Origin of the sequence: Flavobacterium sp. NLM (assembly GCF_002210235.1) — a bacterium.
Lineage (GTDB): Bacteria > Bacteroidota > Bacteroidia > Flavobacteriales > Flavobacteriaceae > Flavobacterium > Flavobacterium panici.
In genome coordinates this window covers 83,529-97,921 of record NZ_LIAC01000025.1, presented here as the reverse complement: position 1 = coordinate 97,921, position 14,393 = coordinate 83,529, and the positions used below count along the sequence as shown (strand labels likewise).

Sequence of the window (14,393 nt, the reverse complement as noted above, 5' to 3'; positions counted from 1 at the left end):
CGCAAGAAGCTCGACAAAGATTGGCGATTTAGTTTGTGGAGTTACTTGCGCAGATCCCTCGTTCCTCGGGATGACAAGATTGGGTAAAGGTTGTGTAATCGTACCTTTTTTACGCAAAGAGACCCGACTGGTTTTTAAAACCTGTTGGGTCTGAGTTTTATTGCGGAGCTACTTTGCGCCCTTCGACTTCGCTCAGGGTGACACCGATAGTATTAATCACGCCGTTTGTCATTTCGACCGAAGGGAGAAATCGCACTAGTAACTCTACAAAGTGATTAACCAATCTTTGTCGAATCCCGCGTGCGATTTCTCCCTTCGGTCGAAATGACAAAAAGATTCACAATTAACAATCAACAATTAATAATTAACCATTAATTAAGTATCCCCGTATCGATTAACCTCGCATATTTCCCTGTGATTATACCTTTTTCATCTATCGTAAAAAAAGTTGGGGTTCCTATTATGGCGTAGGTTTGGAAGTTTGGGCCTGCGAAACCTTTGTAATCGCATAATTGTGCTGCCCACGGAAAGGCGTGATCGTGGCCGTCTCCGGTATTTTTGGTCATGTCTGCGGCTACGCTTATTACTTCGTAACCTTTGTCTTTTACAATTTGGTAATTGCCTAGCAACTGGTGAATTTCGTTCTCGCAGTTATTACAGCCCGATTCGTAAAAGAATAACAAGGTTTTTTTATTGATTGTTTTTTTGCCCGACGGAGTTTCTAATACTGGCGCTTTTGCACCAACAACCGGAGCATTAATAGTATTTCCTAATTTCTTGCTCGGTTTTTCTAATTTTCCTGATTTTGCGGCATATTCACTAATTGCCGTTACCAGATCATCTTTTCCTGCTTTGGTAAACACAGCCACGATTTTTTCTGTAAAGGCAGTATAAATTTCTTTGCTTTTTATACGTGAGAGGATTTGTTTGGTGTCTTCCAGTAAAACGGCATCGTCTTTAATTACCCTTTGCTGTAAATCTGCCCAGCCTTCTATGGTTTGGTTCCAGAAACCACTGTTGTAAAGCGCCTGCATATCGAGTTTTTCTTTTACAAAAAGGTTTAACTCTTTTGCTTTTTCTTCTTCTGTCTGGTTAAAACTGCTGCCTATGCCCATTAAAAAACGGTATATTTCTATAAAACGTGCCGCATATAAAGTACTTTTTGCTGTTTCGTTTCTAAGTGCGGTAAACTGCTGCTGCAGGTTTTCGTTTTCTTTTTGAAAAGCAGCATGCATAGGTTCTTCTTTTTTATATAAATTAAGACCGTACTGCACAAAACCAACTTTGTCCAGAATTGCTTTTTGCTGCTTTATTTTTTGATTTAAAAACTCATTTTCAGGGGAACCTGTATATTTTGTGTTTTCAAAATTGGGCTGTTCTTCAAGGCAGGAAACAGAGAAATTCTCGTTGTTTACAATAAAATCCATTCCTCCGCCTTCTGTAAGGGCAAAATGCGAAATCCCGGTATAGCCTTTTTTGGCTGCGGGAATAGTGAGTACCGCTTTACCTTCTGTATCTAGTTTGCCTGTGGCGATGGTATCTTTTTTACCGCCTTTTTCAAGCATATACACATACTGCTTTCCTCCATAATGAGAAAAATTAACATTTATAGTTTGCGCCTTTGCAGCTAAAAAGCTGAGGACAACAAACCCTGTGATTATTTTTTTCATATTTCTTTTGTGATTTTTATTCTTAATTATAAAATTTACTAAATACCGAAACGCTTCTCATTCCTGCCATAAGCAGGAAATGAAAAGCGTCGCAGCCTTTTGGGGCAATCTTATTTTTAAGTTTGTCGTTAAACAATTATACATAGCTCAACTAAAACTTTATTTGTCCCGAAAGCAATAATTATCTTTTAAGTTTTTATAACTTTTCGAGATATTATCTTTCATTATCTGGTATAGCTATACAACGGATTGGAGCTGTCGCTCCTAGAACCATAAAAGCTGTTTTTAAGCCAGTATCCTTGCCGACAGTATAAATAATAGATTCAGCACTACCACTCAGACCAAAACCTCTGTATCTCATGTTATTTAGATAAGGAGAATTAGATATCTTATATCCTGCCATAGGCAGCATTAAATTATCACCAATCATCACACCTCCCGGTCCATTAGCGTTAAGCGTCGGTGTATTGGATGCTACTACCCCAACCCATTCAGCATGAAGCGGTACACGATAACCGTCAGGACAAGGATCAGCACCAGGTACTGTGCTTTTTTTACCATTAACATAGGCGTTAGCTATATTAGCATATGTATAATAAGTTCCAAATAAAGACGTAGTAGGTGTAAACGGATCTAAAGTTTGATCAACACCTAAATTATGGCACATAAAGGCTCTCCATTCTGTAGCACTTACCATAGCACCACAGCACATACAGTCTTTTATTTGTGCTGTTAGTTTTACAGATTTTTGTGCACCTGTTCCATCTTTAAAAACAGCATATATACTTACAGAGTATGCATTTGCAGCATTTAGACCTGCTGCACCTTCTGGTTGCGGTCCGCTTAATGCAGTCTTGTATTTTACTGTTACGGTGTAGTTCCCATTATCGGTAAAGGACTCAACAATTTTCCCCACACCCACATTTTCTATGTAATCAAAATGAAAATCTGTTATTGTACCGCTTGGTGTAAAAGTATAAGTATAGGTGTTGGCAAAATTTGCTTTTTGTGACGCACGTGATACTAATGTACCACAATCAGTACCGTTATTTATCTGCACAACATCAAAACAAGTTTTTCCGCTTAGGGTTCCGCCTCCTGGCTGCATATCAGCCGGGCTATCATTTACCGTAACCTTTGTTGTTAGTGATGTTGCTGATGGTGTTCCATTACAGCCATTTGTTACAGTACAGTAAAAGTAATACGTTCCTGTTGTAAGTTGATTTGTACTATACGAAACCCCGGTTCCTACCGGAGTACCTCCTGTAGTGCTGTCAGTCGTATTTTGAAACCACTGATAGGTTGGTGTATTTATATCTTTTGTCGAAATGTTTATTGTAACATTTGTTTTTGCTATTATAGTCTGCGCCGATGCCGATATTGAATTAATAACAGGAGTAGGACATGCACTATTCATTGTTATTTCGTGGGTTATTGTTTTTTCACCGCATTCATTTTTCGCCGTTACTGCAATTTTTGCTATTTGGCTTGGAGTTCCACTTGTTGGAAGAGCTATTGTTGCCGTTTTTCCTGTATAAGAAAGTTTAACACCATCCAGAGTCCAGCTAAAAGTAGAATTGTATGAATCATTCACGGTAAGCGTAACTGACGAACCAAAAGTTGCCGTAGCAGGACGATTAACATTAGGATCCCACGAAACATTAGGTTCGCTTGAGTTTCCTGAAATTTTTACCTCGGTCATTGGGCTGATACAGCCTGTTGCATTTTTTATAGCGGCGCCATAAGTGCCTTCAGAATTTATGTTAAGCTCTTTACCTGTTTCTCCTGTTAATACAGCACCATTTTTATACCAGATATAAGTTCCGCTTTCAGAAATCGTTAAAGTTGCTGCCCCATTACACAGTGTACTAACTGAAGTGACAGTTGGTTTAGCAGGAGTGCTTCCTTGTGTTACAGCCGCCTCTAATTTGTTCTGTTCGGCAGGACATTTAGCCCCGCTGTTATCTGTTGCTACCACACGAAGTGACATCGTAGTTTGAGATGTTGGAACAATATAAGGATTTGTAGTTATTACATCATTACCGTTATACCATGTATAAGTAACACCGCTTATTTTATTGGTAATGTTTAAATCTAAACTTCCTCCCGCACAAAATGCTGTAAAGGCACTTAATTGAACACCGTTTACCAGTACATCAGTGGCAGGAAGAGATAACTGTGTTGAGGCAGTTTCACTTTTTGTTATCTGAATACTGTTTGAAGGTTTAGAATAACAAGTCCCATCTTTAGTTGCAGCAAACCATTCTCCCACGCTACTGTCACCGCTAATATCTATTGAGTCTCCTGTTTTTTCTTCTTTACCATTATGAAACCAAACAACTGAAGTACTGCCGTTTCCTGATACCGAAAGTGTTACTTTTCCTGTACCGCAGATTACTCCATTATTAGATGCCAGTGCCGAAAGCGTAACCGGCGTTACAGAACCAGATTCTGTAATGGTGCGTTTGTTTGAATCACTTGTGTTACATCCAACAGCTCCCATAGAAATATTATACTCCCCTTTTTGTGTTGCTATAATATAAGAAGTACCACGAGTACCTGGAATTTCAGCGCCATTACGCGTCCAGATTAATTTATCAAGGTTTGCTGTAGTGGCAGGAACCGATAAATATACCGCACCGCCTGTGCATAAAGTCAAAGCCGTGCTTGATGGTGATATACTTGGTACAGTATACGACATAGAAGTACAGTCTACCCCATTTTGAGAGAATAAAAATTCCTTAAACAAACTGGTACAAGTACTCGTTACGCGTACTAATACCGTATGGATATTTACTGTTTCGTTTGAGAAAAAGTTAATTTTAAATTTTCCGTTTGTATTATCTACATCGCTTAATGAAGCATACTCACCGCCTGCGACAATAGCAATATTAAAAGGTCCGTTAGGACAGTCAACATCATCAACAGTAAAGGTCTGATCACATCCTGTACCATCTGCAGCCACATTTACACAAGGTGTCGGACTTATTTTAGTTTGTGATGTTCCCTCACATAAACTTACCCAGCGTGTAGCATTCCAATACTCCACACATTTGGTATCAATATTATAAATAGTAAGGCCTTCACCTGCAACTTTACCTTTTACGGCAAAATCATTACGCTGTGCCGTTGTCATTTGAGGCAGTCGTAGTCCGCCCTTGTTCAGAAGTTCCAAAACGGAAAAGGCTTCTGGCTCTTTTTTACCCCCAATGGTCATCTGGGCTTCCATGTTTACCGTAAATAATATGGCTAATAATGCCAGCCACATACAAAATAGATTTTTTTTCATTTTTTAAATTGTTTAATTATTTAAATCGGCACACCTTACCTGTTATTCCTGCAAAACAAGAAAGTAAAAGGCATGCCTAGTCGATATCCTTTTGGGATATGCGTATATATTTTTTTGTGGTATTCGTGGTATTTTGTAAAAAAAATAGGCGCTATTGATGGTATTCAATACGGCTTATAATGATGAAAAGTTTTTCGTTTTACTGTGTAAACGAATTTTTATTATAGCAGGCTTATAAAACTTGGGGAGTTTATGGCTGATAAGAGGGCGGGGATAATTTCAATATTGTTGTCAAATATTAATTTTTCCTAGCCCATTGTTTTTTGAATGAGAAGCATCACAATTTCCTTGCTTGCTTTTTCCATAGTGGCATAATCTTTTTTTATGCTGTCTGGAGTAATCCCTTGAACAGATCCGCTTATGCTTTGACGTATATAATATTTTGAGACACCATACTTTACAAACAATGCCTCTAAAATATTCGAATCATAGGATTTGTAAATTTTTGTCTTACTTTTATCCATTGTCAAATTTCTTTTAAAAATTGAGGCAAAGATATAAACTAGTTTATAATTAAACAACAAAAATGTAAAATTTCCTACAATTGGGATATAAATGACTGAATTACAAAGGGTTAAAATTGTGTTAAAGACACTGATAAGTTTAGGTGTCGCAAAGAATCAGGAGGGAGTTGGAAAGTTGTTAGGATACTCTAATAAATCGTCGTTTTCGCAGGTAATAAACGGAAAAGTTAACCTTCCAGCTGATTTTGTGGACAGATTATGTGCTTTAAATACCCAAATAAATAAAGAATGGATTAAAACCGGAATTGGAAATGTTTTAGAAAATGATTCCAATTATAACAAAGGTTATAATGATGAAAATTATAATACATCTGTAAATGACTTTTTTACAGATGCTTCGATCAAAAATCAAACGCTGCCCCTTATTTCTGCAGAGGCCATGATTGAGTATAATGCCGGCAATAAAAGAAGTATAGAGTTAAATGCCGCGAAATTTTTAATCCCCACATTTCAGGGTTCAGATTATTTAATTACTGTAATTGGCAGCTCGATGTATCCTAAGTATAATAACGGTGACATAGTGGCCTGCAAGCATTTGTCGCTGGATACGTTTTTTCAATGGAATAAAGTTTATGTTATAAATACGGAACAAGGTATTTTAGTAAAGCGCATCTGCAAATCAGAAAATGATGATTTTGTTACTATCGTAAGCGATAATAAAGATTATAATTCATTTGAAATTCCGAAGTCAAAATTGCTTTCTATAGCGATTGTAACGGGGGTAATTCGGTTAGAATAATTTTTTCTGTTTTTTGTCGCTAATTATAAACTTATTTATAATTAATTTCAGTCGTTTTTTCTTATAAATTGTATAAAATTTAAAATTGTTGAAAAAAAAAGTTTTTTTTAAGTGTTAAAGTTTTGTAGGTTTTTTGTGTGATTTTTTAACATTTGAGGTTTATTTATAGAATCGCTTTGTCATTTCAACGCATTTTTTGTCATCATGAGGAACGAAGGATCGCATTCGCTGATCGACAAAGATTGGCGATATGCTTTATGGAGCTACTTTGCGCCCTTCGACTTCGCTCAGGGTGACAAGAGCACCGTTTGTCATCCTGAGGGACGAAGGATCACACTCGCTGATCGACAAAGATTGGTGATATGCTTTACGGAGTTTCTTGCGGAGATCTCTCCTTCGTCGAGATGACAAGATTGGCGATTTTCTTTGTGGAATTACTTTGCGGAGTTACTTGTGCGATCCTTCCTCCGTCAGGATGACAAGATTGAGGGAATTTTATTGCCGAATTTCTTTGTGGAGTTACTTTGCGCCCTTCGACTTCGCTCAGGGTGACAAGAGCACCGTTTGTCATACTGAGGAACGAAGGATCGCACTCGCTGATCGACAAAGATTGGCGATATGCTTTATGGAGTCACTTGTGCGATCCTTCCTCCGTCAGGATGACAAGAATGCGTGGAGTTATTTTGTGGAGTTTCTTGCGGATATCTCTCCTTCGTCGAGATGACAAGATTGGGGTGAAGATTATATAACCATACCGTTTGTCATTTCGACCGTAGGGAGAAATCTGCGCAAGTGGATCGATAAAGATTGGCGATATGCTTTGTAGAGTTACTTGTGCAGATCCCTCGTTCCTCGGGATGACAAGATTGTGCGGCAAATTGTATAACCACACCGTTTGTCATTTCGACCGTAGGGAGAAATCTGCGCAAGTAACTCTACAAAGATTGGCGATTTAGTTTACGGAGCTTCTTGCGGAGATCTCTCCTTCGTCGAGATGACAAGATTGTGGTGAAGATTATTGTCGAATTTCTTTGCGGAGCTACTTTGCGCCCTTCGACTTCGCTCAGGGTGACAAGAGCATCGTTTGTCATCCTGAGGAACGAAGGATCGCACTCGCTGATCGACAAAGATTGGTGATTTTCTTTGTCGAATTGCTTTGCGGAGTTACTTGTGTGATCCTTCCTTCGTCAGGATGACAAAGAATGCGTGGAATTACTTTGTGGAGTTTCTTGTGTGATCTTTCGACTTCGCTCAGGGTGACAAAGATTGCGATTATAAAGAATTGGAATTTGGATTTTTTATATTGGAATTTAAGATTCTAATATAATAGAAGGCAAATTTTCATTGAGCCATTTGTATTTATTGAGAATCATAATATGGGTTCCGCCTTTTACTACTATACAGCTGTTGATATATTTTATAGGGAAAACTTCGTCCTGATCGCCGTGAATATGAATTACATTGTCGTCGACTTCGTTTCTGTTCCATAAAATGACTGATTCTACAGCCCATTGTAAATAATTAAGATCCCGAACGGCTAAAAACTTTTCGTATAATTTAATTCGTTTGTTGATTTTTTCTCCAAAAGAGTATTTCGCCAGACTTTCGATATTCAAAATCAGCTTCATAGGAATCAATTTATAGGCTTTTGTAGTCTTGCCTATTTTCATTCTTCTTGGAAATTCGATATTACTTCTTACACTCGAAATAATGATTACTTTTCTTGCCTGAACGTGTTTTGCAATTTCCTGCACTAAAATTCCTCCAAAAGAAACGCCAATTAACACAGGGTTTTCGTGCTTGATATTTTTTGAAATTCGGAGCGCATAATCAGATAAGGCTTCTTTTGGATGCGGTATTTCCCATTCTAATAAACAGGTTTCAAAAACAGTTTCGTCTAATTTGATTCTTTCAAATATAGCAGGGCTAGCCGCCAGACCGGGCATAAAATATACGGGAATTTTGCTCATTTGTTTAAAATGGAATTACAACTACAGCTCTTAATTTCAAGCTAAATTTACTTTTTTTAATAATAACTACAGCAAATCGCACACCATAATTGCATATTAAAACAATTTGAGTTGTAAAAATAAACGATTTTGCAATGCACCCGATCCTCAAAAAATAATTTCATATTGAGAATCAAATGATTACCTTTGCATTCCAAATCATTCACTGCTAAAGATCTTTTAAAAAGATTTTAGCTGACTATATTTTTCGTTCTTTTTCTAATATTTTTTAACCTACCCCAAAACATGACAAATATGGAACCTACCGAAACTATGGAAATCAAAGACAACACTTTTGCAAGACAATTTGAAACCGTGGTCCCTGAAGGATTACTAAGCGTTGAGTATTCTTTTCAGGAAAAAAAGATTTTTTTAACCAAAATCAATACGCCGGAAAATTTTGAAAACCAGCCTGTACTCGACAATTTACTTAAAAGCATTTTGGAATTAAGTACAGAGAAAAAATTTAGAGTTGTGCCCATTCACCCAAAAATTGCGGCCTTTTTCAAAAAAAATCCAAAATACAAAGATTTACTGCCGCCGGGAATCAGGATTTAAAAATCGCCAATTACCCAAAGCCATAATCCGCCAATTGCCATATAAATAAAAAGCATTATAAGTCCGGTTATTAAACCTTTGACCCACCAGCTTTTTAAATCGACATATCCGCTCCCAAAGAAAACGGGAGCCGGACCATGTCCGTAATGCGTTAACGTTCCGTAAATTGATCCCACAAAACCAAGCATAAAAGCGAGAAGCAATCCCGGAATTCCCAGCGAAACCCCAACACCCAAAAGTGCTGCATACATTGCCGCCACGTGCGCGGTTGCACTTGCAAAGAGATAATGGCTGAAAAAGTATACTAATATAATAATAGGAAAAGCCATCTGCCAGCTTAATCCGCCAATTTCTGCTTTTATCAAATTACTAAACCAGCTGATAAATCCTAATTCGTTTAGTGAACTTGCCATCATTACTAATACCGAAAACCATACAATGGTATCCCATGCTCCTTTTTCGGCTTTTACATCGTCCCAGGTCAAAACGGATGTAAGCAATAAAATTACCAGCCCAATAAAGGCGGTTGTGGTAGCATCAATAGAAAATAAATCGCCTGTCATCCAAAGAAATAATAAGATAAAGAAAGTCAGCAGCATCATCCATTCGTTTCTGGTGATTGGTCCCATTTCTTTTAATTTTTGAGAAGCTATTTGCGGTGCGTCTCCGGTTTTTTTAAGTTCCGGCGGATATATTTTATACAGCACAAACGGAATCACAAAAAAGGCACACAATCCCGGTACGATTGCCGCTGCTGCCCAGGACATCCAGGTTATTTTTATGCCGAGATTAAGGGCAAACTTCTGGCACATTGGGTTACTCGCCGTTCCGGTTAGAAACATGGAGGATGCTATTAAATTCATATTATAACAATTCAATGTTAAATAGGATCCTAGTTTTCGATGTGTTTCGGGTTCTTCGGGCAAAGAACCAAAACTCATTGCCATTGATTTCATTATGGGATAAATAATTCCTCCGCCGCGAGCGGTATTACTTGGTACGGCTGGTGCCAAAACCAAATCGGCAAGACCTAAACCATACGCTAATCCAAGCGAGCTTTTCCCGAATAATCGAATAAACAGAAAAGCAATTCTGTTTCCTAATCCTGTTTTTATAAATCCGCGGGCTATAAAAAATGAAATTCCAATAAGCCAGATTACTTTGTCTCCAAATCCTTTTAATGCCAGCGTAATTGATTTTCCCGGATCGCCTGGTGCTAAAACCTGTGTAAAAGCGGTTAAGGCAATGGCAACCATACACATGGTTCCCATTGGGGCGGCTTTTAGAATAATTCCTAAAATGGTCGCTACAAATATGGCAAACAAATGCCAGGCTTCGGGTACAACTCCGTTTGGCGCAGGAATAAACCAAATTGCTGCTCCAACTGCAAGTGTAATCAGGGTTTGAGGAATTTGTACTTCTTTCATGGTTTTGAAATTAAATTAAACTACAGCCTGCACTGAAACTGAATCAAAAATAAATTGTCATTATAGGTCGATGTATCCGGGATATTTCGGTCAAAATGATCTATCTCAAATCCCATTTCTATACGTCCTGTATAGTTTTTTCCAAATTCAAGACTTATCATAGGGGTATAAGTCTGTCTTACATTTGAATCTATTTTAAAACTAGGGTCAAATCTTTCATAACGACAGGATACTTCTAAAGAGGTTAATTTTTTATAATCGATTTGATATCGCACATTGGGCAGGAAATAAATGCCTCGCATTTGATAATCGGCAACATCAGCTGTTCTGGTATCAACTGGTAAAGAAAAATATAAGTTGTGATTTGTTCCTCGTTTGTATTCTATTTGCAAATCAAAGGTAAAACGGTCTGTAAGCCTAAAATCGCTGGTAACATCTGCTCCAAAGGCAAATACTTTTTCTTTAGAATATTTACCGATACCACCGTTTAAACCGAGATTAATTTTATGTTTTTTTGATAATTCGAAAACTAATCTCGATGAATATTGTTTTCCGTTATCGTTGTCTTTTTCCTGATTTTTCCCGTTTCCGTTTAAAACCGAAACAGAATAGTTTACAGGTATTTTGCCAAGATCAAAGTTTCCGGTTGCAGATGCTCCGATTTGAAAACTTGTCCAGCCATTTTTTCCAAATTCATAATATTGATTGGAGAAATCAAATGATTTTATAATATCAACCGGAACTAATTCTTCAATACCAAAAGCCGGCCGAAACTGCCCTCCTAAAACGGCAATGTATTTATTGAAGGTATATTTTGCATAGGCATTTTCGAGAACTTTACCTTTTGTATCTGATTTAAAATCGGCAAGGTTTACCAGAATTACGACTTCTGTGGCTTCACTTAATTTTGTGTTTAGTCCAACACGCATTCTTTTAATATCAAAGGAACTCTGGGTAACGTCACCTGTAGAATGGTGAACGCCCATAACGTCTACATTATCTCCAAAACTTTCGAGGTATCGTGCCTGAAAAAGTCCTTTAAATTGAAATTGGGGGTACTTAACACCATCTTCAGAATCAACTGCCTTTTGGGTTTCGGCAGTTTGTGCGTTCATGAAAAGCGGTATTAAAAAAAAGACAAAAGCAATTCTTATTAGTAAAGGTTTGTTCATACGCTCCTAAAAATAAAAAATTAGACTTCGCTTACTGTTTTTAAAAACAGCCAAAAATAATATGTAACTGGAAATATCTTACGAAAGTAGGAAAAATATTAATCCCTTGTAAAAATTATTGCATTAAAATACTGATAATAAATTTTAACAAATAAAAAAAGCGTAAGAAAATCTTACGCCTTGTAAACTATTTTTAGTATTATTTAATTAATATATCCTAATACATTCAACCATAATCCGCCTATAACCAAATAAATTATAAGCATAGCGAGTCCTGTAATAAGGCCTTTTATCCACCAGTTTTTTAAATCGACATACCCGCTTCCAAAATAAACCGGTGCCGGCCCGTGACCATAATGTGTTAGTGTTCCATATAATGAACCTACAAATCCTAACATAAAAGCCAGGAACAATCCCGGAACTCCTAATGAAATCCCAACAGCCAGTAATGCTGCATACATAGCCGCTACGTGAGCCGTTGCGCTGGCAAAAATATAGTGACTAAAGAAATATACGGCAATAATAATTACAAATGCTATCTGCCAGCTCATACCAAGCATATGGCTTTTTACTATCTCACTAAACCAGCCAATAAAGCCTAGTTTGTCCAGCGAACTTGCCATCATTACTAAAACTGCAAACCAAACAATTGTATCCCATGCTCCTTTTTCTCCTTTTACGTCTTCCCAGGTTAAAACAGAAGTCAGCAGTAAAACTATCAATCCTATAAAAGCTGTTGTGGTTGCATCTATTGAAAAAAGGTCACCTGTCATCCATAGAAATAATAAAATAACAAATGTTAGAAGCATTAACCATTCGTTTTTTGAAATAGCACCCATTTCTTTAAGTTTTTGGGTTGCTACTTTTGGGGCATCGCCTGTTTTCTTTAGTTCTGGCGGATAAATTTTGTAAAGCAAAAATGGAATTACAAAAAATGCTGTCAAACCCGGAACTAAACCTGCAATCGCCCACGATGTCCACGAAATATGGATTCCTAAATTTTCGGCAAATTTTTGGCACATTGGATTACTGGCCGTTCCTGTTAAAAACATTGACGAAGCAATTAAATTAACATTGTAACTGCTTAAGGTTAAGAAAGCTCCTAATTTCCTGCGGGTTTCCGGTTTGTCAGGGTCTGAATCAAAGTTCATAGACATTGCTTTCATGATTGGATAAATTATTCCACCGCCTCTGGCTGTATTACTTGGTACAACGGGTGCCAAAACTAAATCTGCCAACCCTAAACCGTACGCTAATCCAAGGGAACTTTTTCCAAATATTTTAATGAATAAAAAAGCAATTCTGTTTCCTAAACCCGTTTTTATAAAACCGCGGGCAATAAAAAATGAGATTCCGATAAGCCAAATCACTTTATTTCCAAAACCTCCCAAGGCAAGTGTAATAGAATCTCCGGCACTTTCTGGTGCTAAAACCCGGGTAAAAGCGGTAACTGCTACTGCAATCATGCACATTGTACCCATTGGCGCTGCTTTTAAAATAATTCCAATAATCGTTGAGATAAAAATCGCAAACAAGTGCCAGGCTTCTGGCGAAAGTCCTTTTGGAGCAGGAACAAACCAAATGATCAAACCTATGACAAGTGTAATAAGTGAGTTTTTTATATTTATTTCTTTCATAATGCTGTTATTTAATTTTTAGGCTTTTAAAAAAATCTGCCTTGAAACTGTATGATAAACAAGTTGTTATCATATGCTGTAGTATTAGCGATATTGTGTTTGTAAGTATCCAGCTGCATTCCCATTTCAATACGTCCTGTATAGCCCTTTCCAAATTCCAAACCTGCCATTGGCGTATAAGTCTGCCTTGCGTTTGAATCTAATTTGAAATTCCTGTCAAAATATTCGTATCGGCATGAAAATTCTATTGCAGTCAATTTTTGATATTTAATTTCATATCTCAAGTTTGGCAAAAAGTAAGCACCCCGCATTTGATATTCATTGAGATTGGCCGTTCTTGAATCAGCAGCTAAAGAATAATATAAGTAGTGATTAATCCCTTGTTTTGCCTCTAATTGTGTTTGAAGTATTAATTTATCTGCTAATTTAAAGTCGGCAGTAAGATCTAATCCAACTGCAAAAACTTTATTATTATATACTTCACCAATTCCGCCGTTGAGCCCTAAATTTACATTGTGTTTTTTGTCTAATTCAAAACCCAGGCGCGAAGAGTATTGTTTACCATTATCTTTATCAGAAACCTGATCTTTTCCGTTTCCATTAACTGTAGAAACTGCATAAGTAACAGGAAGTTTTCCTAAATCAAAACTCCCAAACATAGACGCCCCTATTTGAAAACTTGTCCAGCCGTTATTTCCAAATTCAGTGTATTGATTAGAGTAATCAAATGATTTAAGGATATCAGCAGGATTTAATTCCTCAATTCCAAATGCCGGCCTAAACTGACCAACTAAAAAACCAATATTTTTATTAAAAGTGTATCTGGCAAATGCATTTTCCAAAACTTTTCCTTTCGGATCTGATTTAAAGTCTGCTAAATTAGCCAGAACCACAACATCAAAGCGTTCACCAAGTTTGGTTGTAACTCCCAAACGCATTCTTTTTATGTCAAATGTATTTTCAACCGCTTTTCTATCTGAATGATGAAGTCCTGTTGTCGCATCAATTCCGTCAGTAAATCCGCTTAAATAGCGTGCCTGAAAAAGTCCCTGAAATTTAAATTGCGGATATTTAATTTCTCCCTGCGAATTTGATTCTGAAGTCTGCCCATTTGATAAAAACGGAAATAATAGTAGTAAAATAAAGGCCTTAAAGCCTAAATATTGATTGAATTGATTCATAATAAAAAAATTAAAATTTTGTAACGAAACAAACTTTATAAGTTTATTCATACAATAAATTTAATTTTATAGATCAACTTAAAACCTGATTAAAATCAGGTTTCAAATTATTATAAACCTTTAGGAT

The 14,393-nt window shown here is 36.9% G+C and carries 10 protein-coding genes; 2 read left to right on the top strand and 8 right to left on the bottom strand.

Annotation, left to right across the window (positions count from 1 at the left end; all coding sequences use genetic code 11):
• Nucleotides 1-371: 371 nt before the first annotated feature.
• The 3 genes from APR43_RS23255 to APR43_RS23245 form a co-directional block, all read right to left on the bottom strand.
• The gene (locus APR43_RS23255) at nt 372-1,670 is read right to left on the bottom strand and encodes a peroxiredoxin family protein (protein WP_053472772.1); all 1,299 of its coding nucleotides are present in this window, start codon (nt 1,668-1,670) and stop codon (nt 372-374) included.
• Nucleotides 1,671-1,884: 214 nt separating this feature from the next.
• Nucleotides 1,885-4,959 carry a hypothetical protein gene (locus APR43_RS23250; RefSeq protein ID WP_123924558.1) on the bottom strand — a complete coding sequence of 1,025 codons (3,075 nt, stop codon included), beginning with the start codon at nt 4,957-4,959 and terminating at the stop codon, nt 1,885-1,887.
• Nucleotides 4,960-5,267: 308 nt separating this feature from the next.
• On the bottom strand, nt 5,268-5,483 hold the full coding sequence (locus APR43_RS23245; RefSeq protein WP_053472774.1) for a hypothetical protein: 216 nt from the start codon (nt 5,481-5,483) through the stop codon (nt 5,268-5,270).
• 118 nt (nt 5,484-5,601) lie between these two features.
• Here APR43_RS23245 and APR43_RS23240 point away from each other — a divergent pair, with 118 nt between their 5' ends.
• A complete protein-coding gene (locus APR43_RS23240) occupies nt 5,602-6,282 on the top strand; it encodes a helix-turn-helix transcriptional regulator (protein WP_165590694.1) in 681 nt (226 codons plus the stop codon).
• 1,310 nt (nt 6,283-7,592) lie between these two features.
• Here APR43_RS23240 and APR43_RS23230 read toward each other — a convergent pair.
• A complete protein-coding gene (locus APR43_RS23230) occupies nt 7,593-8,252 on the bottom strand; it encodes an alpha/beta hydrolase (RefSeq protein ID WP_053472777.1) in 660 nt (219 codons plus the stop codon).
• A 285-nt stretch (nt 8,253-8,537) separates the two neighbouring features.
• Here APR43_RS23230 and APR43_RS23225 point away from each other — a divergent pair, with 285 nt between their 5' ends.
• Complete coding sequence (locus APR43_RS23225; RefSeq protein ID WP_234984747.1) at nt 8,538-8,849, top strand: GNAT family N-acetyltransferase; 312 nt, start codon at nt 8,538-8,540, stop codon at nt 8,847-8,849.
• Here the strand turns inward: APR43_RS23225 and APR43_RS23220 are convergent.
• The 4 genes from APR43_RS23220 to APR43_RS23205 form a co-directional block, all read right to left on the bottom strand.
• Nucleotides 8,846-10,276 (bottom strand): anion permease, encoded by a 1,431-nt coding sequence (locus APR43_RS23220; RefSeq protein WP_053472778.1) that lies wholly within the window; start codon nt 10,274-10,276, stop codon nt 8,846-8,848. The two genes, APR43_RS23225 and APR43_RS23220, sit on opposite strands and share 4 nt — an antisense overlap.
• A gap of 20 nt (nt 10,277-10,296) precedes the next feature.
• Nucleotides 10,297-11,391, bottom strand: coding sequence for a porin (locus tag APR43_RS23215; RefSeq protein WP_240514987.1), 1,095 nt, complete (start codon nt 11,389-11,391; stop codon nt 10,297-10,299).
• A 260-nt stretch (nt 11,392-11,651) separates the two neighbouring features.
• Nucleotides 11,652-13,085: an anion permease gene (locus APR43_RS23210; RefSeq protein ID WP_053472780.1), complete on the bottom strand. Its 1,434-nt coding sequence runs from the start codon at nt 13,083-13,085 to the stop codon at nt 11,652-11,654.
• A 26-nt stretch (nt 13,086-13,111) separates the two neighbouring features.
• Complete coding sequence (locus APR43_RS23205; protein ID WP_053472837.1) at nt 13,112-14,266, bottom strand: porin; 1,155 nt, start codon at nt 14,264-14,266, stop codon at nt 13,112-13,114.
• Nucleotides 14,267-14,393: the final 127 nt, after the last annotated feature.